Genomic DNA, 24025 nt, shown 5'->3' with positions numbered 1-24025 from the left:
GCATTCTTTTAAAAAGGACTAAGGCATTGACGCCTTAGTCCTTTAACTCAATGTATTGAATAGTTGTCAAATACAAACTAGTGCCATGCAGTCCGCTCGCTTACGGGTTGTCGAGCGGCATTTTTCCCTTGTGCTTCAGGAAAGTTATTTGCTTGTGCTACAGCCCCATCAAAATCAAATTCAGAGCCAAACTCTCCTTGATAGAGCTTTTTACCATTTTGATTAACTTCTTGTTTTTTCGCACTAAACTTGTCCTTAGCTTTTGCATTGTTACGATTTGTGTTTATATTTGACATAGCCATCCTCCATTGATTTTTATTGAAAAGGAATCGAACTACGCGATTACTTTTCATCTTAAAGTTTGGCCAGTCTGATGGACTTTTATTTATACACGAATTCATTTATGCAAAAAAGCACAGTCTGTACTTTTGCTTGTCTAGACGTTTAATCAAACTTGTATTTACAACAAGTTAGCTAAAAAGTCTTGAACAGTTTTAGGTAACATTTGAAAGAATAGTCCTTCATATTTAATATCGAGCAGACCCGCAATAATAATAAGAATAACGATGAATGCTAAAAAGGGTTTCTTATTTTTAGAAATCCAATTCAAAAGGCTCCCCTCCTTAGAAAAATTACGTTTTAGTTCTAGATAAGTATATAGTGATTTAAGTAAAAAATATATTATTGCTTTGTATTAAAAATAAAGCTACATATTTTTAGTCACCCCAAATAGGCTTGTTACATAGATTACAATGACCCTGTACGAAGGGATGTTGAATTGAATGCAGGGCGTGAAGTTGTCTTCAGTAATTGCTTACACTTTTTTAAGAAAGGAATGGCTATGGTCAATTTTAAATTTTTTCAAGGAATCGTTTCACAAATAAATGATTTTGCTGTCGGACAGAATGGGGGAAGTGAAGGTTGTTATACTTTAATGACTGTAGAAGACGGTGCTGGTGGCATCGTTAATTTTGTTATTTCACCTTCTACTTACTTTGTAAATCAAGAAGTTGTGAGCCGTGGGGATCGCATTGTTGGGTATTATGATGGGAATGCACCTGCCCCAATGATTTATCCTCCACAATACCAAGCACTAATCGTTGCCAAAGAAAACAGCTATCAAAATGTAAAAGTCGACTTTTTTAATTCGCAATTGTTGAGTAGTGATGGGCAATTACAATTAAATGTTGCTCCCTACACGCCCATTTTACTTAAAAATGGGCAACCTTTTTCAAAAAGCCCTGCAAATCGCACCCTTATTGTTGTCTATGGCCCTACGACAAGAAGCATTCCCGCCCAAACGACACCGCATGAAATAATTGTTTGGTGTTAAGCTATTACACAGCAAATTGAATAATGATGAAATCCCCTATTCCATAAAAATCCACGCACTTTCCGCAGGCACAACGTAAGCCGCAACTTACAATTGTTGCGGCTTACATCCTGTGCGTCTTGCAAGGCAAATTGTTTGAGTGACTGGCACTTCAATTTTCCTGTATAGCATTGCGTAAAAGTGGGCTCGGTTCCCCTACGCTATATAGTTGCAAATAATGCATAGCTCTCGTGCAGGCAGTGTAGAAAACTCTACGTAAACTGTCATCACCATATATGTGCTCAGATGCATCGTAAATGATAACCGCTTCAAATTCGATTCCTTTGGATAAATAAGATGGAATAATGACGACACCTTGTTCGTACTCCGGTGAGCCATATTTTATAAGCTTCACATCCTCAATATCGGACAAAGCTTCAAATGCATGTTTGCTTTCCTCAGCAGTTTTGCAGATAATGGCAATACTGTTATAGCCGTCTTGTCGCAAAGCTTCGACTTTCGTTGTAATAGCAAGATGTAAAGCTGCACGATCCGATAATTGCGTTAGCACAGGTAATGCGCCATCTCGTTCAAACGGCATAATGCGTTCGCCATTCGGCACTAGTTTACGTGTAAACTCGATAATCGGTTTTGTCGAGCGATAACTACGCGTCATCGTAATAACTTCTGTTTCATCGGGCCCATATAGGCTACTCAGCATATTAAAATCAATTATTTCGCTAGCATGTGCAAAGATAGCCTGATTAAAATCACCTAGCACCGTCATCCTCGCAAAAGGAAATAAGCGTTTTAAAAACTCGAATTGAAATGGCGAATAGTCCTGCGCCTCATCCACAAGAATATGCTTGATTGCGCTATTCGTTTGAAAACCTTGAATCAATTCTTTCATCAATAAAAAAGGAGTGGCATCTTCGTAATATAATTTATCTTCATCTAACATCTCTCGCGTTGCTTGGCAAATAGCCTCCCACTCTACTGGTGTTTCACCATCTACCCACTGTTTTATTTGCTCAGGTTCAATAAACAACTGCTTGTAGATTTCCTTAATGTCGATAAATTGTAACGCACGAATTCGTTTCCGCAATGTCTTCAGCTTCTTAGATACAATCAATCGCGCAAGTTTATGAGGCTCCATCTCATAATCGGCTATCGTCTCTCTGGCAAAGCCTTGCTTTTTAGCTAAATAAACGCGTGCCTTATGGTATTCTTGATTACTAAGCAATTCAATTTCTTCTTGCACCCACTCCTTTTTCCATTCAACTTTTTCGGTTTCTTTCACTTTCTTTAAAATCCATTCTGTTAATTTTTCCAGTCGATTATGGAAATTAAGTGACGTGTCGTTACGATAAAATTGTTCACCAATTTGTTGTGCGGTAAGTATCGGTTGTCCTCTGAAGTGAATGTCTTTGAATATCATACCGTTAAACTCCAGCGACTTTCTGTATGCTTTAATAACTTCAAAAAAGCGCGTAGATGCTTTGAAGCGGATGTTCGTTACTCTTATACTATGAGCAGGCGTATGGGCTTCAGTTAAGACATATTCCAATTGTTCATACGGATTTTCAACCTCGAACTCTTTACTTAGTCGGTGATGTAGGTACTCCTGAAACGTTACTTGCTGCATATTTTCTTCGCCCAGTTCAGGCAATACATTAGAGACATAGCTGTTAAACATAGCATTAGGTGAAAATAATATAATTTGATCGGCATTCAGTCTGTCGCGGTATTTATAAAGCAAATAAGCAATGCGTTGTAAAGCTGCTGAAGTTTTCCCACTGCCAGCTGCTCCATGTACAATAAGCAACCTGCCTTGATCATGGCGGATAATGCGGTTTTGCTCCTGTTGAATCGTTGCTACTATACTTTGCATATGCTTGTTTGTACCTTGCCCTAGCACTTGCTGTAAAATTTCATCTCCAATTGTCAAACTTGTATCAAACATGGATTGAAGTACCCCTTCACGAATTAGATATTGCCACTTTTTCTCTAATTCCCCGTAAATAATGCCTTCCGGTGTCGTGTACTGGGCAGGGCCTGGCATGTAATCATAGTAAACACTCGAAATAGGTGATCTCCAATCGTAAATAAGGAAATCCTCCCCGCTTTTATCCATAAGCGATGAAATACCAATATAGACTTGTTCTTTCACCGACATACCTTCTTCTAAAAAATCAATTCGACCGAAGTAAGGCACTTTCTGCATCCGACGCAGTGTAGACAATCTTTTAGAAGCATGTTTGTGTGTGCTTTGACTGACAGACAGTGCTTGCGTTTCTTGTCTTAAGCCGATAATCGTCTCAAGGTAATCATCAAAGGTATCCATATTGACCTTAATTTCGTCCCAAAAATGTTTGCGAATATTTACTACTTCATTCTTACGCTGTAAAGTTTCTTTCTCCAACTTACTCAGTTGCTCTGAAATAGTCTCCATAACAATGTCCAAACGTTGTTGCTCTTGCTGAAACTCCGACTTCATCGCATTCACTCCTTAAAATTAAAGTATATGGGTTGACTTATGAAAAAAAATGCTCTATAATTAAAATAGAGATATTATACACTTTTAAATACGAAAGTGCATATCTATATAAATCTAACACATGCTCACATTTTTATCAATGGATTGAGCATTTTTTCTATTATTATAAATTGATATCCCAAACACTTCTAAGATGCCACTTAGAGGTGTTTTTTATTTAGAAAAAAGCACCTCTCTAAAAATTTAGAACGGTACTTTCTATTTTGGCAACTCATGCATTAATTACTTACTTTTTTATTTTTGGGTACAAACCACACTACAATAAATGCTATGAGCGCTATTACAAACATAAAGAAATAAGTAGAATTAGCTACTATTGCATACTAGTTAATGGTTTCCTGCAATGCGAACATAAGTGATAGCAAGTAAACATGATACAATTAATGTAAGAAGAACAGTTGGAGTGACGAAAATGAGTAAACGAGAACAACAAAAACTACAACGTCGCCAAAATATTATCCAAATTGCCAAGGATTTATTTTTAGAGCAAGGCGTTCAAAACATACAGATGCAAGACGTGGCAGATGCCGCTGGGGTTGGGATTGCAACAATATTTCGGTACTTCCCTAAAAAAGAGTATTTAGTTATCGCAGCTTCCAATTCTATTACAAATGAAATGGCGACAGATATAGGACAAATTGTCGAGCAGACGATTCCGGCTTTTGAAAAAATCGAGCAAATTTTAGATTATTATATAAGCGGCTCAAAGGACCCACAGCTACGTTTAGCAAAGTTTTTTGAGTCCTTTGATTTATATGAAAAAATGGCTGCTGAATCAACGGAGCAATATGCGGAATACTTATTTGCACGAAGCAAATTAGCTACTATCTTATTAGCATTAGCTGAGCAAGGCAAGAAAGATGGCTCATTAAGAACAGACATTGATTTAGATGTTTTTATTATAACGATGGTGCAGAATTTCAGTTTATTTACATTTAAATCAAGCCTAACAACCCATGATACGAACCTCTCTACATTCCTTTCAGCGGACAAGCAGCTCACGATGATAAAGGATGTATTTTTAACCTATATTCGACCACAATAATTGGGTAGTCGTTTGAATTGACATTCCAACTAGAAAGTTGTTAACTAGGAAGTATAAAGTGATAGTCAACTATCACATTTTAAAAATGAGGTTTAGGGGGCTTTTTATATGAGTCGTTTATCAGGTAAAGTAGCAATCATTACAGGCGCTGCACAAGGTATGGGTGCTGCACATGCTAAATTATTCGTAGAGCAAGGTGCAAAAGTTATTTTAACAGATTTAAATGAAGAAAAAGGCCATGCATTCGCTACTGAATTAGGTGAAAATGCCATTTTCGTTAAACAAAATGTTACTTCTGAAGAAGATTGGGCTACAGTCATTGCAAAAGCGGAAGAAGCATTTGGTCCAGTAAACGTATTAGTTAACAACGCCGGCATTACGATGGCGAAAAATATGCTTGATATGACATTAGAAGAATATCGACGCATTGTAGATATTAACCAAGTATCTGTATTTTTAGGTATGAAAGCTGTGGCAGCTTCAATGATGAAAGCTGGTGGCGGTTCAATCGTCAATATTTCTTCAATGAACGGTTTAGTTGCTGGTGCTGTAGGATATACAGATACAAAATTTGCAGTACGTGGTATGACAAAAGCAGCCGCAATCAATCTAGCTCCAATGGGCATTCGCGTAAACTCAGTGCACCCAGGCGTAATCGCAACGCCAATGGTTGTACAAGAAGATACAAAAGCAGCAGTAGAAGAATTCTCTAAACACATTCCATTAAAACGTGTAGCACAACCAGAAGAAGTATCGAATATGGTACTATTTTTAGCTTCTGATGAATCTAGCTATTCAACAGGCTCAGAATTCATTATCGACGGCGGATTAACTGCACAATAATAAGTGATCCACAACTGAAAAAGTGTTAGATTGACTGCGTCAATCTAACACTTTTTTTGTTAATTGTAATGTCAACGTTTAGTATTATTGAGGAGATGCTATAGTTAAGGCATAATTAGTATTAATATCTTTTACTATAGGGGCTGAATAATATGCAACCATTTACTAAAAATGTAATAGCTGTCTTAAAAAATATACCAAGCGGTAAAGTTATGACTTATAGCCAAGTTGCAGCATGTGCTGGCAGTCCTAGAGGAGCCAGACAGGTGGTAAGAATATTACATACAATGAGTGAAAAATATAATCTTCCTTGGCATCGTATTGTAAACATCAAAGGAGAAATTACCTTTAAAAATGCAGCCCATCAAAAGGCATTATTAGAAAGCGAAGGGATAATTTTCACAGATTCTCTTACACTCAACCTAGAGGACTATCAATATAAAATCGGTCCTATGGATTTTGATTTCTGAACTAACTTTATGAATCGGTCCAATCATCCATCTACTAGTTCAAATGGTAAATCCCTTGTCTCCTTGTGAAAGGGTATTTGAATTACCTAAAAGCAACTATTGCCATTCCTTCCTTATTAAAACCCCATGGTAAATTACCATTTTTATGTACAAAAAACACTTCATTTCAACCATATATTTTAAATAACAACCTTTTAACATGTCTCCCTCAATTTACAGCTCTAAATCAAATGGCATATTACACTTCAGATTAGCTAAAAACTTCATTCAAACATCTATATTTTCGCAAAAAGTTACTATGTATAATTTTACCTTACATTACAATAAAACTAAAATTATGTATTGTATTCACTAGTTTCCATTTTTGTTATATACTATACGCTAGAATAATAAAGGAGCTTACAAATATGGCAAAAAATATTAATTTTTTATTGCAAGTTTTTTTCTTTTGCCATCAAAGACCAGACCGCTCATTCCATTTTAAAGGTAAAAAGTTCCCTTTATGTGCAAGATGTACTGGGATGGCTGTAGGATATCTCTTATCCATCATGTTAGTGATACTTTTAGGTTTAATAGATTTGCGGATTATCATATTATTAATTTTACCAATGGCTATTGATGGTTTTGGACAATTATTTGGTAAATGGACAAGTACTAATAATAGACGGTTCCTTACTGGATTATCGGGTGGTATCGGTATTATATATATTTTCTACATTATGGGTTACCAATTTTTTTTATTGGGTCAAAATGTTGGAAGGAATTTACAATGAATTATTGGAGGTACTATTATGTTTTGTAGAAACTGTGGCGAACAAATTTCAGAGCACGCCGAAATTTGTATTCACTGTGGTGTCCGAGTAAAAAATGCAGTTGGGGATGACAAACCAAACTGGGGTATTAACATCATTACACTTTGCTGTGTACCACTTGTTGGATTAATTATGTATTTTATTTGGAAAAATGAAAAACCAGTTGCGGCTAAATCCGCTTTAATATTCTTCTTCATTAGCATAGGAGTTATCGTATTATTCTATATCGTAATGTTCATTATTGGACTAGCAAGTCAATAGCACGAGGGCATAGTTATGTATTGTACTCACTGTAGTGAACCTATTGCTGCGTTAACGGAAATTTGCACGAAATGTGGTGTACGACCTTACGTCACTAAAAACTTCTGTCACTCATGTGGCTCTAAGGTAGATTGTAATCAAGCCATGTGTATTGCTTGCGGCTCTATGCTAAAAGAAATTAAAAAAACGCAAGCTGCAGAATCTTATCATCCAGCGATTATAGGGATTTTAAGCTTTTTCCTCGTTGGATTAGGACAAATAATAATGGGACAAATTTTTAAAGGGTTAGTTATGTTAGTCGTTTCTTTTATATTAACATTGATAACCTTAGGATTATCTTCTTTTATTATTACACCTATTAACGTGATCGATGCTGTCCTGATTGCAAATAAAAAACGACAAGGGAAGCAAGTTGGCAAATGGGAATTTTTTTAATATGTAGGGGGTTTTACAATGTTTTGTCCTAATTGTGGTTCTAGCATTGATGACAATGCCGAAATTTGTATACATTGCGGTGTTAACGTATTAACATTTCACAAACAAAAGACTGTAGCAAAAGAAGATGCACCAAATATTTGGATTAATGTACTCAGCTTATGCTGTTTCCCTTTACTTGGTTTTATTATCTATTTTGCATGGAAAGATACACAGCCAAAAGCAGCAAAATCAGCTTTAATATTCGCGGTAATTGGTCTAGCTATTTCAATTATTGTAGCGATTATTTCATTTGTAATAGGCTTTGCAACTGAAATGATGAATGATAGCTATTATTACTATTAATTACAATAGAACACTAACTGTATGAAACAATTAAGAAGGGTAGACATTGAAAAGTCTCCCTTCTTTTAATGTATTGCTATAAATAAAAGCAACAAGCGTAAAATGTATGTACAAACTCATTGTTTTTTATTCACTATTGTACTTCTTATGTTTAATTTGATTTAACAAGGTTGCCGTCTTTATCAGTAAATTTACCAACGATAATTATAATTAAATCTACTAGTGTCCAAATACCTAAACCGCCTAATGTAATAAACATTAGTATCCCTGTACCTATTTTGCCTACATAAAAACGGTGAACACCTAAACTACCTAAAAAGAAGCAAAGTAATATTGTTGCTACAAAACTTTTGTCTGACATGAAAATACCTCCGATAATTTTATAAATACTATAAGTTCCCACCAAATAATTATATTACATATTAAGGTTTTTTTAACATTTTTTTCTTATACCTTTTTCCGCATTTTTATAATTATATTCTAGTTATTCAGTAACTAGAATATGCTATATAAGTTCCAGTCAGACAGGTATTTTTTACTTAATATACCTATTAACGCCTTATAACATAAAAAAGACATATTCATTTTTCTTTGAATATGTCTTACGAAGAGCAATCTTTTACTGTGTCATTAGTTTAATTAGCTGTTTATAATACGTATGATGTTCTTGAAGTTCCTCATGTTTTCCTGAACCCGTAATAAGGCCATCCTCAAACACTAAAATTTGATCGGCATGTACAATTGTAGATAAGCGGTGTGCAATAATAACGGTTGTACGTCCTTTCATAACATACTCTATTGCCTTTTGTACCGCTCGCTCTGAGTCATTATCAAGGTTAGATGTTGCTTCATCTAATAATAGGATTGCTGGATTTCGGAATAATGCACGTGCGATTGCTATCCGTTGTCTTTGTCCCCCTGATAATTTAATTCCCCCTTCGCCTACTTCTGTATCTAATCCTTTTTCAAACTGTTGAACAAAATCCCATGCGTAGGCATTTTTTAATGCCTCTATAATATCTGTTTCTAAAACATCACTTTTTCCATATGTTACATTATCACGAATTGTGCCATTCATAAGTGGAGCTTCTTGCGAAACATATCCAAATAAGCTACGCCACTCCTTTAAATGGATTTGTTCAATTGGCTGTTCTCCAAATCGAATAGTACCCTCTGTAACATGATAAAATTGTTCTATTAATGAAAACATTGTCGTTTTCCCTCCGCCACTGGCACTAACCAATGCGGTTGTTTTACCAGTTGGAATCGTAAAAGAAATACCTTTTAAAATTGGATTATCATTGTATTGAAACACAACATTTTCAAAAGTAATTGACTCATTGGAAGGCGCAATAGCATTTTTTCCATGTCCTTCAATTGGTTCATTTAAAATTTCTTGTAATCGTTCTGTTGCACCCATTGCCTTTTGAAGAGAAGTGAAAAATGTTGCCATTTGTGTAAATGGAATAATGATTTGAACAAGGTAAATAATGATTGCTACAAGTTCACCTGCAGTAATCGCACCTGTTGCTACTTTTGCGCCGCCATAGCCGAATAATAAAATGAGTACCACCATCATAATAAACGTCATAATGGGTGATATCACGGCTAAAATTTTTGATTCTTTTAATCCAAATTGATACAAATGTTGGATTTTTTCTTCTCCATTTAGCTGCTCATAATTTTCTGTTTGCGACGTTTTCACGAGTCGTATATTCGTTAATACACGCCCCAACTGTCCTGTAAAACTAGCAAGCTCATCTTGATTTGCCCTCGCGATTTTATGAATACGTTGTCCCAGAGGCAAGGTCAATAAAATGGCTACCGGCACTGATATTAGCATCAATAATGTCATTTTCCAATCAATGATGATTAATATGATTACCGCACCCACGATGGCAAATAAGCCCGAAATAAAACTAATTAAATGATCTGTAATAAGTTCCTTAATAACATTCGTATCTTGCGTAATTCTGCTCATGGTTTCCCCAGATTCATGTGCATCAAAGTAAGGAATACGTAACCGTAAAACATGCGCCCATACCTTCATACGCAAATTAGCCACAATTCTTTCCCCAAGCTTACGCATCATATAAAACGTTACACCACTAAGTACAGCCTGGAAAATAAGAAATACACCTACTAATAAAATGGACTGCCATGAGAAACCAATCGTTGAAAAATCATTAATCATTCTCATCGTAAATAATGGCACAGTCAATCCAATAAGTGTTTCAACAATACTCAGTAAAAGAGTGCCTATCGTCAGTTTCTTTGATAATCGATTGCTATTCACAAGCTGCCAAATGCCTCGTACTGAATTATTCATCAGCTTCCCCCCTATACACTCCTAGTCGTTCAGCCTGCGAAATAAACCATTCTTCCTCTTCCTTTGTAAAAGGTGTAGGGAATAACCAATCATTAAGCTCAATATCTTCATATTCCTTTAATACTTCGACTAAATCTTCTACCATATCTTGTGGAATTAATGATAATAGCTGCTCCATTAGTGCTTTTAAAGAATCATCTTGAATCGGTTGGATATATGCCTGCTTCAATTGATTAGCTAAAGCCATGTATTTTCGATTAAATTCAATCATGTTTATTCCGGAAAAGTCGTATAGTCGCTCGATTAACTCATCAGGTAACTTACCTCGCCAATAGTCTCGTTGCTCATCCTCTTTGAGTAAGTTAAATATCATCGTTAAAAAAATGGATGTATCAATGGCTTCTTTTTGTTTTCCTATGTTAATCGCCTGATCCAAGCTCGTAATTACCCGATCGATTTGATTTCGCTTCTTCTCTAATTGGCGTTTTTGAAACATTAATGATTCGATTAACTGCTGTTCCCCGTTCTGTAAAATATCATCTATCTCCTCCAAAGAATAATCTAAATATTTTAATGTGACGATTTTTTGAAGGGTCTCTATGTTACCATCATTATAATAACGATGCCCCGATTCTGAAATATAGCATGGTTCTATCAATCCCTTTTCACTATAAAATCGTAAAGCCCGTACCGTTAGCCCTGTCTTCTTTGCAAATTGCCCAATTGAATACATATTTTCAGCTCCCTTTCCTCCAGTATAAAATCTACCGTTACGTCAGTTGCAACTACTTTCCTCAATAAATAAAAAAGAACACCCATTTCGTGTTCTTTAGTGAATGACAATCTATATATTTTTGCGATGATTATTGTTGTGGGATTATCAACCGCACTTAAAGTAGGTACGGTGAACCTTACCTACTTTAAGTGCGGTTTTTATTTAGTTTACATTTGATCACCAATTATGCTACTCCAAAACCAAAAGAGGTTAGTCAATTTTATAAAGCTTGATTAATTCTTCCTTTCATAACTCCAGAAAGACTTAAAGTTCCATACAAATATTTTCTTAGGGAAAACATAATTGGTTCACTATTCTCTCCTACACCAATTATGAGGCTTAAATCTTTTGGTGAATAGACACCGGTATGTAGCGTTCCGAAGTACTCTTTATAGAAATAAAGGAGAATTTCCATTATTAAAATGGCGATAAACAGATATTGGTGAAAGTTCCTTTGTTAATAGACTATTTATATACTCCTTACGCTTTACTGATCCTTGTATCTCTTTCCTATTTTTTTCTCGTAATGCTCAGAGAAGCTTTCAGTATTGATATTTAAGACTAAAACATAATTACCCGTGCACATTTATAATTTTTACCCCAAATGACTTGATTGCTTCCTGCAAAGGCTCATTCCCCCATATGGTAATCCAATTGGATTGAAATATAGTCTTTCAATCGTTTCACAAATTTCTACGCGGCCACCAAAAATAGGACACCCCATATTCTGTAAAAAAAGTCCATTAACGCAGTATCATTATCAAAATTTTCAATTTGAATAGTGTCCTCTTTCATTTTTTAATATAGCCAAATAAAGACTCAATTCGTTGCAATATAACACTATGGTGAAATGAAAAATTCAATATAGCAGTAGTTGCTAATAATATCGTCTCCCCTTATTATTTCAAAACGGATTATTAAACAGTGACTGCTTGGTATTATTTACACCTTTACAAATAACCGACCGAACACTTTTACATTGACAATCATTTTTGTTATCCAATGAGCAGCAACATATAAAATAATAAAAACAACTACAAGAGGCTTGAATAACATCCAGGCCACAAACCAAATAATAAATACCATTGCCGGCTTTACTTTATTTAACATTCTAGAAGGCACCAAGAGCCATTGGTACACCTTAAATTGCTTTTGCAAAATTTCTAAGTACTCTACTCTTAATTGCTGATTGTTAGGTTCTAATCGAACTGCATTTTCCAAATAAGACAATGCCTGCGCGTAATCTCCTCTTTGGTCAGCAGCCCAAGCTACATACAAAAAGACCATCGAACTCTCTGAATCTAGTTGTAACGCTTGTTTTTCTGCTTGGAGAGCAATTTCTTGGTTCCCCAAAATACTTTCAACATAACTATAGCTCGCAAGATACAACGCATTGGATGGTTCCAACTTTAACGCTATAAGAAAACTTTCTTTCGCCTCCTCGTACTCCCCATTTTTATTGTAAATATTCCCTTTTAAAAAATAATAAAAGGCGTCATCAGGAAACAGCGTTAAAGCCTCTTGAATTGCAGTCATTGTCTCTTTATATTTACCAGCCGTGTAAAGTGTACTTACCCTAAATTCCCATGCAATTTCATTTTCTGGGTCTTTCTTTAATGATTCTAGTGACCAATGTAAGGCCTTTTTGTGGTCCCCTTGTTTTAAATAAACCTTACTAAGTACGGCATAGCCATCCGCATCTTCGGGGTATTGTTGAATATAGTTTTCCGTCTCTTTAATAGCTTCTTGCAAACGTTCCCATTCATATAATTGTTCAATCCGGATGAATTGTGCATATTGCGCCTCTTCATTCACGCATTCCACACCCTATCTAATCTTATTCTCTTTTAAATATTCCAGGACTTGTTGATAGTCTTTATTCACATCACTAAAGGTGGCATAATTTTTAGCTGTTGAAAACCATTCCAAAGTTGTTGGTTTACGGCGGCTCAATGCTTCGCTTAAATCATTATTCGTTAACGGTTGCAATTCGCCCATTTCCAATGAACGTTGTAATGCGGACTCGATGGCATCCCCAACAAGTTGTTCAAGATCTGCCCCCGAGAAATGAGCTGTTTTACTAGCAATTTTTTTATGATTAAGTGCGTTCTGTGGCTTGTCTTTCATCTTTAGTTTCAGAATGACCTCCCTTTCCTCTACAGCAGGAGGGGAAATAAAAAGTAATTGATTGAAACGACCTGGTCTCCTTAATGCGGAATCCAAATACCACGGTGTATTCGTTGCACCAATGACATAAATGCCATTGTTATGAGCATCTAATCCATCTAACTCAAGAAGTAATTGATTGACAAGCATTCGCTCATGATGCTGTCTCATGTTTTGACGATTTCCACCAATTGCATCCAATTCATCAATAAATAAGACACATGGTTTGTTTTCCCGCGCAGCTTCAAATACATCGTGTAGATTATGTTCACTTTCTCCTATATACATCGATAAAATTGCCTGTAATTCCATATGTATAAAACTAGCGTTAATTTCACCAGCAATCGCTTTTGCTAAAAATGTTTTCCCACAACCTGGTGGTCCATAAAGCAGTAAACTTCCACCCGCTTCTTTCCCATATGCTTTAAAAAACTCCGGATTTTTAAGAGGGAGAATAAAATTCATTTGAATCTTTTTCTTAACTTCCTCCAAACCACCAACGTCAGCAAAAGTTTCACTCGGCTCAGTCTTTTCAATAAGCGTATTTCGATCTTTATCAAATTGGATTACTTTTAACTGTTTTCGTTTTCCTTCATGATCAATTGTCATAACAATCTCCTTCCCTTAAATTCACTTTATTCTATAAATATTGGAATAATTTTACGGGTTAATTTTAGAATATAATGTAAAAAACGTCTACAGGTCCAAAGACACGTTACAAAAGGTGCCAGTCGCTCCAACAAATATGCTAGAGTGACTGGCACCACGTTTATAGTATTATTGCCCTTGCACTGGAGTCCACAAAGAATTTTACATTGTATAAAAAAGAGAGCGATGTACCTGCTGAAAAAGAAACGATGCTCCAAAGTCTTAAAGCCGGATTCGCAAAAACATCAAGGGAATCAAATAATTGAAGTTTTAGAATGGAATAGAACGTAAAAATACATCAGTACATTTGAACGCTGAGAAATCAACAATTCTATGTTGTTCATTCAAAAACCACACTTACTTATGATAAGGCTCACCCTTAATAATGCGAAAGCTTCGGTAAATTTGCTCAATCAAGACTAACTTCATTAGCTGATGTGGTAATGTCATCTTGCCAAATGATTGTTTTTCGTCGGCACGTTTGAGGACGTCGTCGTGTAGGCCGAGTGAACCGCCTATGACGAAGGCAATTTTACTTTTTCCATACGTCATCAAGGACTCGATATCGGCTGCCATTTCTTCAGATGTTTTCATTTTTCCGTTAATGGCAAGGGCGATCACGTATGTATCTGGGCTTAGTTTTGCAAGGATCCGTTCGCCTTCTTTTTTCTTCACAATTTCCATTTCTGCCTCGCTTAATTGCTCCGGTGCTTTTTCATCAGGCACTTCCGTTAACTCCATTTTGGCATAGCCACCAAGGCGTTTTACGTATTCGTCGATCCCCATTTTTAAGTACTTTTCTTTTAGTTTTCCGACTGATACAATTGTTATATTCACACGTTATCCACCTTTACATTTCATTTACAAACAAATTATCCACAAAAGTTATCAACATATCCACAAGTAGTTTCTATATATTGTGTAAAGTTATTTACTTGATACAATATATTCTGCTGGCTGTTCGCAGTAACTACATTTTGTGGATAACTTTTTTTCCTTTTCTACTTTATCCATAATTGGGAATACTTTTTGCTCCGCAACAAACATGTCTAAAGCGTGATCTATATGCTTTTCGCAACTGAATTTTTCCATTTTTTCATGTCTCCTTATTTTCCGAAATTTCCACAAACTTATGCACAATTCGGTCTATGTTATCCACAACCTATTGTAACAAAGGAATAGCAAGTAGGAAAGAAAGGCTTTCTCTCGCTACTTGCTGTGTAAAGTAATTATGCACAAATTTCTAGTTATCCACATCTATATTTGTAAATTCTCTTAGTAAAATACATCTTGCGGATTAATTTTTTAAATTAAAAATCGGTAGTAGATTTTACATCTACCACCGATTAGCTTATTACAATGAATCGCTATTTGTTAATGTTAGTGTTAATTCCACTAACTTACCTTCGCGGTATACTTTCATTGTTAATGTATCACCAATTTTTTTGTCGTTGTACAAATGCTTACGTAAATCAATCGAAGTTTCGATTTTTTTACCGTCCATTTCAACAATTACATCATATTGTTTCACGCCTGCTTTTGAAGCTGGTGAGTTAGCGATAACATCTGTAATGACAACACCTGTTGTAATTTCTTTAGGTAATTTTAATGTTTGTTGTTGGTAGTACGCTGGTACGTCTGTTAAATCGACTAATGAAATCCCCATCGTTGGACGTTTCATTTCTCCATTTTTCTCTAATTCCTGAATAATTGGAATCGCTGAGTTGATTGGAATTGAGAAGCCCAGACCTTCCACTGACGATTCGGAAATTTTCATGGAGTTGATGCCGATTAATTCACCAGCTAAGTTCACTAGTGCACCACCACTATTACCAGGGTTAATAGCAGCATCTGTTTGTAACACTTCTTGTTGCCAATCCGCAACTTTGTCGCCATTTAAATCGACTGGTACTGAACGGTCTTTACCTGAAACAACACCTGTTGTTACAGAGCCATAAAATTCTAAACCTAGTGGATTCCCGATTGCAATCACTGTTTCACCTTGTTTTAGTACATCTGAGTTACCAAATGTCGCCACTGTTTTAACATCTTTTGCACTGATTGAAATAACAGCTAAGTCTGTCCAAACATCGCTACCGACTAATTGTGCCTCTTCTTTTGAGCCGTCTTGCATTGTTACTTCTAACTGTTTTGCGCCTTCAATAACGTGATTATTTGTGACGATAAAGGCTGTATCACCTTCTACTTTATAAATAACACCTGAGCCGCTTCCTGTTTCTTTATCTTGGGTTGTTTGCTGATTCCAAAAACCGCCACTTGCCACTTCTTGAATATTGGTAATACCTACAACAGCACCTGATGCTTTTTCTACAGCACCTGTAACATCAGTTGTTACTTCTGTTGCAACCTGATTGATAGTTGGCTCATTTTTACCAGAACTACTTGTTGTTGTCCCCGGCATCTGATTGACAAGCCCAGGAAGCATTAGCCACACGAGTAATGCACCGATAATAACCCCTATTAGACCACTAAAGAAATAGCCACCTTTTCCCCCGCCGCCGTCTTTCTTTTTAGAACGCTTCGCTTGCATTTCTTTTTCCTCACGTTCCAATCTCTCCTGTAGAGGGGATTTTTGGATTTCATCATTATTTAGAAAATCACTGTTTTTGTCATTATCATTTAAATAACTCATGTTCCTCATCCTTTCGTACAACTTCTATCTATTAATTCTTGCCTTTATCATACGATTCAAACATTAAAATTACATGAAAAATAAATAAAATGGACATAAAAAATAGCTGTTCAATGCATTAACTATAAAATGTCATTGAACAGCTTTTCTTTTTTATATGAACGCTTGAACCTGATTTATTCTTAAACCGTTACTAGCTTTGTTGGCTCCTCTGCATCCGTATCTACTAAATGAACAAACTCACCTGCGATAATCCCGCAAGATTGCAACGTTTGTGTCACACTCATACGCGCAAGCTCTTTCATATTATTATCTTTACTTAAATGAGCTAAATAAATATTCGTTGGCTTTTCAAATACTACCTCGCTCATTGCAATAGCAGCATCTTCGTTCGATACGTGTCCTACATCACTCAAAATACGACGTTTTATAGACCACGGATAGCGACCCATTTGTAGCATATTGACATCATGATTACTTTCAAACACGAAGGAATCTGCGCCACGGATAATGCCCTTCATACGATCACTAACATAGCCTGTATCGGTAATAACCACGAGTTTACGACCATTTTCATGAAATGAATAAAACATCGGATCTGCTGCATCATGTGAAACAGCAAAAGATTCTATAGCTAAAGAGCCAAAATGCTTCACCGTCTCCATTTCAAACTCAAAACGTTGCTCTAGCGGAATATCTCCAACGAGTCCATCCATTGCTTGCCACGTTTTAGCATTTGCATATACCGGTACATTGTATTTCCGAGCCAAGACACCAATTCCTTTAATATGATCACTGTGCTCATGTGTAACTAAAATGCCACTTAGCTGTTTCATATTGCGATCGATTTTTGTGAAGAGCTGCTCCATCTTTTTGCCACTTAAGCCAGCATCGACAATAAATGCATGATTATCGTTCTCTACATAAATCGAATTGCCTGTACTACCACTTGCTAAAACACTAAATCGCATCTTTAAACTCCCCAGTCTTCTTCTTCAACCTCTTGCTTGTCTTCTTGAATTTCAATAATCTTACCTTCCACAGCATCAACAAAATACTCTTCCATTTCACCGTCTTCTAATTTCACTCGTACTTCCCATGTTGGCAATAGTACTTGTGTTTGCGTTAAATAGACAAGTGTGGAATAGCCTAGCTGCATCTTGTCAACATGTGAATCTGGCTTTAAAAGCCCTTTTGCGTATAATGCTTGCACCACTTGAATTGGCGGTAGCACACTTTGTTGTTGCTCCACTTCCTCAATATTGTCTAGCATCGTTTGTTCATACATCGTTACTTCATCGTTGGCATTCCATTGTATTTTTAACAGCCCACTCTTATTGTAATAGAGCATTCGGTTATTTGTTTTTTGAAAGAAGATGGCTACACGCTCTTCACGATTAACCTTCCATAATCCATAGGAACTGCCTTCTTTAATATTTGCTTGCACAAATTCTGTGAAACTGGCATCATCATTAACATTTCGTAATTTTACTGGATTTACGAGAATGACATGCGCCTCTTTTCCTTCTAATTTTGCATCTAAATTATTTACGCGATGATTAGGATTGGTAAAATCAGCAGCCGTAAAAGTGTGGACTTTACCAGTAATAAAGGTAGCTGTTTCCACATTATTCGGCAGTATACCATACGTAATATTATCCTCTTTCAATCGAGCATCTATCGTTTTCTCACCTGTTACTTCAACACTTTGCGCCTCATTGTAACGATTAACATACAATGAATATAAGAATATATTTAATATTAAAAAGACAACTATAAAAATGGATTTTGTTCTATTCCAATCCATTTTTTACACCCCCAAGCATTTCAGGTGTCAGTAAAACCCATGAACCATTGCGAATAACAAACCAGCTTGGTTCTAATGTAAATAATCTTAAATTTTCATCTTGTGTTAAATAATACCCAACAGCAATTTCATCGATATCTGATAATACAATATTATTAAGTTTATGAATTTTTTCAACGATCTCTGTACCAGATGGCAGTTCTTTAATCTCTTTTTCCGATATGTCTAAAGAGAAGTAAGGGCGTTTATAGCGGAAAATGCGGGTATCTCCCCATACCGTTGTTATACGAGTTGTTGCTTGATCACTATAGACAGGGAAACCTTGTAAATACAGCTGGTACTCGATTTGATTTTTACTTGGATTGCTTGATACATAGCGGTAATCTGTTGTAAAGCCTCCGTGCTCATTGATAAATTCAAAACTATCACGGAAGAGTTTCGATGGCTCTATGCGTTCACTACTTTCTGCCGCTGGATATACATAAGTCAATGATTTAAACCTTGTATCCACAGTCATAAGAGACAAGCCATCGGTATATTTTTCAAATGTCGCACTTTCTACATTACGCTGTACAACGTTTGGCTCAGAAAATAAGACATTTTTAAATAATTCAGGTGAAAGTTCATTCATATAATACGTATATTTTACGGATTCAATTGTATCATTTGGCACGTAAAGCGACGTATAGCCATCTCGTTCCACTTCTTTATACGTACTATGCAGTTTAGATGGTTCAATAATATCTTTTGCAAATTGATTGGCATTTGTAATACTTACATGTGAGCGTAACAGAGTTTTGTTAGAGCTACTAATGAAATACATTTGTACTTCTTTGTTAGCGTAATTTGTCCAATCGATTATAATGCGATTAAACGTTGTCTCTGGTAACTCTTTTTCACCAAAGTTAAAAATTGTACCTAGCTCTGAAAATGGAATTTCCCCAGCAAAAAATACAGTCATACGGTTATTAGCACGTATCATCTCATTAACATTTTCTGGTGAAATATTATTGTTCACTCGAACTAGGTCTAGGATGTTCCAACCATGAAAGATATTCATAATATCTTTCATGACGCCGTTTGATACAGTACCTGTTAATTCTTCATCACTGCTATAAAGAGTTTTATACGGCTTAATAACATCTTCTATTTTCTTTTGTGTTCCAATTAAAATTTCCTTACCTTCAGTTTGCTCAATTACGTTGTAATCAGGCGTATATGTCCAGATAATAAAGGTTAGTACTACACTTAGCATAACGAGTAGAAATAAAACAATGGATTTTACCGGTTCTATATATTTCATTCCCACTCACCTGCCTCGTCAAAATCGTCTAATTCAAATGGTAATGTGAAGAAAACGGTTGTCCCATATCCCTCTTCACTTTCAGCCCAAATCTTCCCACCATGTGCTTCAATCATTTCTCGCGCAATCGCTAGCCCAAGACCTGTACCACCCATAGAGCGTGCACGGGCGCGATCCACGCGATAAAAACGATCAAAAATACGCCCTACATTTTCTTTTGGAATGCCCATGCCATCATCCGAAATCATGACCTTCAGTGTATCTCCTTGGACAGTAAAACCAAAACGTACACTACCCCCATCTGGAGAATATTTTATTGCATTTGAGATCACATTATCAATTACTTGCGTCACCTTATCCGTATCAATTTCAACGTAATAGGATGTCTCTGGAAGTAATCGTTCAAATGTTACATTTTCTGATTTAGACATTTCAAAGCGATCGATAATCCGATTAAAGAATGAATTAAATAACACAATATCTGTGTTCAATTTGTAATTACTACTATCCATTCGTGATAATTGTAGTAAATCATTCACTAAACGAATCATTCGCTCTGTCTCTGTTTGCGTAACATTTAAAAATGTAGGTGCTATATTTTCGTCTTTCCAAGCCCCATCAATTAATGCCTCAAGGTAACTACGCATCGTTGTTAATGGTGTACGAAGTTCGTGTGAGACATTCGATACAAACTCTCTACGCTCCATTTCAATCTTTTCCTGCTCCGTAATATCATGAAGTACAGTAATTAACCCATTAATAAACCCTGTTTCTTTTTGAATTACCGAGAAATTGGCACGTAAAATATACGGTGCCTCTGATGTGCTAAAATCCAAATTGACGGCATCATTCATATGGATTAAATCCTCAAAGCTATATTCTTGGTCGATGCCTAACACCGAAGCGATTGGACGTCCCAATGTGATATCCCTCGAAATATGCAATAACTCTAAGGCTGGATCATTAATAAGAATAATGCGTCCTTTACGGTCTGTTGCAATTACACCATCGGTCATATTACTAAGGACCGAATGGAGTTTCCTTCGTTCAGCCTCTGTCGTCGATTGAGACTCTTGCAATCGATTGGTTAAGTGGTTAAATGTAGTAGCCAGTTGGCCAATCTCGTCAGTTCCATAGACTCGTACTTTACGAGAAAAGTTCCCTTTCGCCATGGCTTGTGCTTGTTTACGCATATCAGCAATCGGTTGCGTAATAGTACGCGCTACTAAAATGCCTAAGAAAATAGTAACCACTAATGATACAGCGGTACCCCCTAGGAAAATACGGTTAATATCACTCATCTGCTCAAAAACAGATTCAATATTTGCTTCAATGTATAGCACCCCGATAATTTCATCATCAGGTCCAGCGCCATCACGAATTGGCGTTGCCAACACCCATACTCGATTTCTCGTTTTATTGTCCAATTTTATCAGATCAAATAGTGTTTCGGCTGATATTGCTCGACGGACAAGGTCTGTATTCGAACGTTGTCCTATTAAATTTTGATTATCTACTTCTGAAGTTGCAAGTATACGCTGTCTACTATCAATTACGCGAATTTCTAAAATATCGCCTGTCGAAACATCCTTCAACCCTGTGGAAAATTCTTTTACAATGGATTTCAAACTTTCCTCAAGTGAAGGCATACTTTCATCGCGTTCTTTTAAAATTTCTTCACGAATGCTATATTGCATCAAATCTACACGCTGAAAAATAGACTCTTGAAAATTACTTTTCAAATTTTCCTCTAGTTGCTTTGCAAAATAGATGCCTATAATTTGTAACGCCAACATAATCAACAAAATATAAATTAGTACAAGCTTGACATGAATTGATTTAAAGAAGCTTACTTTCTGCATTTCCTTTACTCCTGTTCAGGATTTCGTAAATAATACCCTACGCCACGTCTAGTGACAATCCATGCCGGATGACTTGGATTATCTTCGATCTTTTCACGAAGGCGACGAATCGTTACATCGACTGTACGTACGTCTCCGAAATAATCGTAACCCCATACAGTTTGTAAAAGATGCTCACGCGTCATCACTTGTCCAATATGTTTTCCTAAATAATGTAGCAATTCAAACTCACGATGTGTTAATTCAATTGCTTCATCGCGCTTCATCACCTGATAAGCGTCAGGTTGAATAACAAGAGAGCCTACTACAATCTCATTGGATGTTTCCTCTTCTTCCTCTGCTGCAGGAGCTACTACTTGAAGGCGACGCATATTCGCTTTCACACGCGCGATTAACTCACGAGTACTAAAGGGCTTCGTTACGTAATCATCCGCACCCATTTCTAACCCTAATACTTTATCAATCTCTGAGCCTTTAGCGGTTAACATAATAATAGGGAAATCGTATTTTTTTCGAATTTCTCTACAAACTTCCATACCATCTCTTTTTGGTAACATTATATCTAACAGCATTAAATCTGGCTGCTCTTCCTCAACCTTTTCTAATGCCTCATCTCCATCATACGCACAAATTACTTTGTAGCCTTCTTTAATTAAATTAAACTGTAAAATATCTGCGATTGGTTTCTCATCGTCAACAACTAAAATTGTTTTACTCATACATTCTCTCCCTTTCGCTATTCATCTATTCTAAACAATGTGTATTTGTAAAGTTACTACTCTTAACTGTAACATGCTTTTTGCTTCCATGCATTATTCACAAACAGTTTCCGTATTTCGACAATTATTTCTTGGGAAATAATTTAGTTTTTTATGCTTACTATACAAAAAAGCAGCCCACTATTTGGACTGCCTTTTACAATTACTGACCTACATATGATAAAGGATTGACCAGCTCACCATTTTTCTCAACTTCAAAGTGTAAATGTGTACCTGTTGAATTTCCTGTAGAGCCCATAATTCCAATAACAGAACCTTTTTCAACAACCTGCCCAACGCTAACCTTTATAGAAGATAAGTGTCCATAAAGCGTTGTATAGCCGTTTTTATGATTGATAACAATGCGATTACCATAGGTACCCGAAACGCCAGCAGCTACTACTACACCATTATCTGAAGCTAGTATATTGTAGTTACTAGGACGAGCAATGTCGATTCCGCGATGGATATCACCCCAACGTTGTCCCATAACACTAGATACATAGCCTCCGACTGTTGGCCAAACAAACTCACCCGTTCCACGAGACGAGATTACTTTTGTCCCTACTACTTCAATATGATCCACTGGTTGTTGTAACACTTTTTCTTCTAAAGCTACTTTAGAGGTACGTGTGCCATTTTCAGTCGTGATTAAGTAAGAGGTTTCCTTTTTCCCGTTAACGCCTTGTTGTTTTATAACGGACTCCCCTTTGTACATTGTAGGGTCTTCTTTCATTATTTTTTTAAATGGAATTGTATCTGTAACGGTCTTTTCTTGTTTTACTTCAATAGTTACAAATGGTTTTGCAACCGTAACATTTAGTGCTTGTCCTATTTGTAACACGGTATCTACTGTCAGACCAGGATTTAATTCAACTAATTCAGCAGTTGTTAAATTATGTTTTTTAGCGACTGCTCCTAATACATCCCCTGATTGAATTTTATATTCTTTTTGCTCAAGGGATCCTGTCATTAAGTATTTCACTGCCTCTTCAGGCGATACAATGGCATTAGGATTTACTTTTTGTGTTACACCTGAAACACCTTGTTTAAACGCAATATTTAACAGGCGTGATTCACCAGACTGTAAAGCTGGTAATTCATTTATAGATTGTTGGTTAGCAAGTAAATCATCTAACGCTGGTTGAGAAACATATTGTAGCTTTAATAAGCGAATTGTTTCTTCATAGGCTTTCGCATCTTTTAAAAAGGTGATTGGCTTATTATCTACTAGTAATGCAAAGGCAGGTGATTGTGCAACTAATGATTGCTCTAATTTTGCCAAAGTTTCTGCATCCTTTGTTTCATTACTAAACACTTGCTCTGGTATTATTTTCACAACCGAGTTAGCATCGATTAATAAGTCTTTATACTGATTACTTGCTTGCTGTTCTTTCGATGCAATTATTTCTTGAACAGCTTTGTCATCAGATACAGCACCCATATATTCATTTTCTACATATACATGATATATTTTATTTAGTGTTTCTTTATGATTATTTTCTTTTGTAAAGCCTGCGCTTATTGTGAAACTAGCCATTAGTACCGCAATAATTGACACTTTTTTAAAAGAAGAAAAATTGTAGGTGAATCGATTGCTTTCTTCTTTTTTATTACAAGACGAACTCATCAATAAAGCCCCTT

General features: G+C 36.1%; 25 protein-coding genes. 8 read left to right on the top strand and 17 right to left on the bottom strand.

The window, feature by feature from the left end; genetic code table 11:
• Positions 1 to 77: 77 nt before the first annotated feature.
• Together LS41612_RS00595 and LS41612_RS00590 are read right to left on the bottom strand one after the other, a co-directional pair.
• The gene (locus LS41612_RS00595) at positions 78 to 296 is read right to left on the bottom strand and encodes a hypothetical protein (protein WP_024364314.1); all 219 of its coding nucleotides are present in this window, start codon (positions 294 to 296) and stop codon (positions 78 to 80) included.
• A gap of 164 nt (positions 297 to 460) precedes the next feature.
• Complete coding sequence (locus LS41612_RS00590; protein WP_227665392.1) at positions 461 to 610, bottom strand: hypothetical protein; 150 nt, start codon at positions 608 to 610, stop codon at positions 461 to 463.
• 231 nt (positions 611 to 841) lie between these two features.
• Here LS41612_RS00590 and LS41612_RS00585 point away from each other — a divergent pair, with 231 nt between their 5' ends.
• The gene (locus tag LS41612_RS00585) at positions 842 to 1333 is read left to right on the top strand and encodes a hypothetical protein (RefSeq protein WP_024364315.1); all 492 of its coding nucleotides are present in this window, start codon (positions 842 to 844) and stop codon (positions 1331 to 1333) included.
• Between the two features lie 151 nt (positions 1334 to 1484).
• Here LS41612_RS00585 and helD read toward each other — a convergent pair whose 3' ends face one another.
• Positions 1485 to 3809 (bottom strand): RNA polymerase recycling motor HelD, encoded by a 2325-nt coding sequence (gene helD / locus LS41612_RS00580; protein WP_024364316.1) that lies wholly within the window; start codon positions 3807 to 3809, stop codon positions 1485 to 1487.
• A gap of 472 nt (positions 3810 to 4281) precedes the next feature.
• Between helD and LS41612_RS00575 the strand changes: the two genes are divergently transcribed.
• The 7 genes from LS41612_RS00575 (at position 4282) to LS41612_RS00545 (ending at position 8080) form a co-directional block, all read left to right on the top strand.
• A complete protein-coding gene (locus LS41612_RS00575; RefSeq protein WP_024364317.1) occupies positions 4282 to 4914 on the top strand; it encodes a TetR/AcrR family transcriptional regulator in 633 nt (210 codons plus the stop codon).
• Positions 4915 to 5022: 108 nt separating this feature from the next.
• Entirely contained in the window at positions 5023 to 5757 is a 735-nt protein-coding gene (locus LS41612_RS00570) for a glucose 1-dehydrogenase (protein ID WP_024364318.1), read from the top strand.
• 152 nt (positions 5758 to 5909) lie between these two features.
• The gene (locus tag LS41612_RS00565; RefSeq protein ID WP_024364319.1) at positions 5910 to 6227 is read left to right on the top strand and encodes an MGMT family protein; all 318 of its coding nucleotides are present in this window, start codon (positions 5910 to 5912) and stop codon (positions 6225 to 6227) included.
• Positions 6228 to 6634: 407 nt separating this feature from the next.
• Positions 6635 to 7000: a DUF2085 domain-containing protein gene (locus LS41612_RS00560; RefSeq protein ID WP_024364320.1), complete on the top strand. Its 366-nt coding sequence runs from the start codon at positions 6635 to 6637 to the stop codon at positions 6998 to 7000.
• Positions 7001 to 7018: 18 nt separating this feature from the next.
• Positions 7019 to 7300 carry a zinc-ribbon domain-containing protein gene (locus tag LS41612_RS00555; protein WP_024364321.1) on the top strand — a complete coding sequence of 94 codons (282 nt, stop codon included), beginning with the start codon at positions 7019 to 7021 and terminating at the stop codon, positions 7298 to 7300.
• Between the two features lie 15 nt (positions 7301 to 7315).
• A complete protein-coding gene (locus LS41612_RS00550) occupies positions 7316 to 7735 on the top strand; it encodes a zinc ribbon domain-containing protein (RefSeq protein WP_024364322.1) in 420 nt (139 codons plus the stop codon).
• 18 nt (positions 7736 to 7753) lie between these two features.
• A complete protein-coding gene (locus tag LS41612_RS00545) occupies positions 7754 to 8080 on the top strand; it encodes a zinc-ribbon domain-containing protein (protein ID WP_024364323.1) in 327 nt (108 codons plus the stop codon).
• Positions 8081 to 8231: 151 nt separating this feature from the next.
• Here the strand turns inward: LS41612_RS00545 and LS41612_RS00540 are convergent, their stop codons facing one another.
• From LS41612_RS00540 to LS41612_RS00475, 14 genes are all read right to left on the bottom strand, one after another.
• On the bottom strand, positions 8232 to 8441 hold the full coding sequence (locus LS41612_RS00540) for a TM2 domain-containing protein (RefSeq protein ID WP_024364324.1): 210 nt from the start codon (positions 8439 to 8441) through the stop codon (positions 8232 to 8234).
• 258 nt (positions 8442 to 8699) lie between these two features.
• Positions 8700 to 10409 carry an ABC transporter ATP-binding protein gene (locus LS41612_RS00535; RefSeq protein ID WP_029747410.1) on the bottom strand — a complete coding sequence of 570 codons (1710 nt, stop codon included), beginning with the start codon at positions 10407 to 10409 and terminating at the stop codon, positions 8700 to 8702.
• Positions 10402 to 11142: a MerR family transcriptional regulator gene (locus LS41612_RS00530; RefSeq protein ID WP_024364325.1), complete on the bottom strand. Its 741-nt coding sequence runs from the start codon at positions 11140 to 11142 to the stop codon at positions 10402 to 10404. The genes LS41612_RS00535 and LS41612_RS00530 overlap by 8 nt, the downstream gene beginning before the upstream one ends.
• 984 nt (positions 11143 to 12126) lie before the next feature.
• Positions 12127 to 12999: a tetratricopeptide repeat protein gene (locus LS41612_RS00525; RefSeq protein WP_024364326.1), complete on the bottom strand. Its 873-nt coding sequence runs from the start codon at positions 12997 to 12999 to the stop codon at positions 12127 to 12129.
• 12 nt (positions 13000 to 13011) lie between these two features.
• Positions 13012 to 13959, bottom strand: a complete 948-nt coding sequence (locus tag LS41612_RS00520; RefSeq protein ID WP_024364327.1) for an ATP-binding protein — start codon at positions 13957 to 13959, stop codon at positions 13012 to 13014.
• Positions 13960 to 14355: 396 nt separating this feature from the next.
• The gene (gene rlmH, locus LS41612_RS00515) at positions 14356 to 14835 is read right to left on the bottom strand and encodes a 23S rRNA (pseudouridine(1915)-N(3))-methyltransferase RlmH (RefSeq protein ID WP_024364328.1); all 480 of its coding nucleotides are present in this window, start codon (positions 14833 to 14835) and stop codon (positions 14356 to 14358) included.
• Between the two features lie 90 nt (positions 14836 to 14925).
• Positions 14926 to 15090, bottom strand: a complete 165-nt coding sequence (locus LS41612_RS00510; protein WP_036205521.1) for a CxxH/CxxC protein — start codon at positions 15088 to 15090, stop codon at positions 14926 to 14928.
• 262 nt (positions 15091 to 15352) lie between these two features.
• The gene (locus LS41612_RS00505) at positions 15353 to 16651 is read right to left on the bottom strand and encodes a S1C family serine protease (protein WP_024364329.1); all 1299 of its coding nucleotides are present in this window, start codon (positions 16649 to 16651) and stop codon (positions 15353 to 15355) included.
• 182 nt (positions 16652 to 16833) lie between these two features.
• A complete protein-coding gene (locus LS41612_RS00500; protein ID WP_024364330.1) occupies positions 16834 to 17622 on the bottom strand; it encodes an MBL fold metallo-hydrolase in 789 nt (262 codons plus the stop codon).
• 2 nt (positions 17623 to 17624) lie between these two features.
• Positions 17625 to 18458 carry a two-component system regulatory protein YycI gene (locus LS41612_RS00495; RefSeq protein ID WP_024364331.1) on the bottom strand — a complete coding sequence of 278 codons (834 nt, stop codon included), beginning with the start codon at positions 18456 to 18458 and terminating at the stop codon, positions 17625 to 17627.
• A complete protein-coding gene (locus LS41612_RS00490) occupies positions 18445 to 19761 on the bottom strand; it encodes a YycH family regulatory protein (protein ID WP_024364332.1) in 1317 nt (438 codons plus the stop codon). Before LS41612_RS00490 ends, LS41612_RS00495 begins: the two co-directional genes overlap by 14 nt.
• Entirely contained in the window at positions 19758 to 21623 is a 1866-nt protein-coding gene (walK, locus tag LS41612_RS00485) for a cell wall metabolism sensor histidine kinase WalK (protein ID WP_024364333.1), read from the bottom strand. The genes LS41612_RS00490 and walK overlap by 4 nt, the downstream gene beginning before the upstream one ends.
• A gap of 5 nt (positions 21624 to 21628) precedes the next feature.
• Entirely contained in the window at positions 21629 to 22342 is a 714-nt protein-coding gene (gene yycF, locus LS41612_RS00480; protein ID WP_024364334.1) for a cell wall metabolism response regulator VicR, read from the bottom strand.
• 202 nt (positions 22343 to 22544) lie between these two features.
• The gene (locus LS41612_RS00475) at positions 22545 to 24011 is read right to left on the bottom strand and encodes a M23 family metallopeptidase (RefSeq protein WP_024364335.1); all 1467 of its coding nucleotides are present in this window, start codon (positions 24009 to 24011) and stop codon (positions 22545 to 22547) included.
• Positions 24012 to 24025: the final 14 nt, after the last annotated feature.

This window comes from Lysinibacillus sphaericus (genome assembly GCF_002982115.1).
Lineage (GTDB): Bacteria > Bacillota > Bacilli > Bacillales_A > Planococcaceae > Lysinibacillus > Lysinibacillus sphaericus.
Note: the sequence above shows the minus strand (reverse complement) of the source record. Positions and strands in the feature narration are given on the sequence as shown.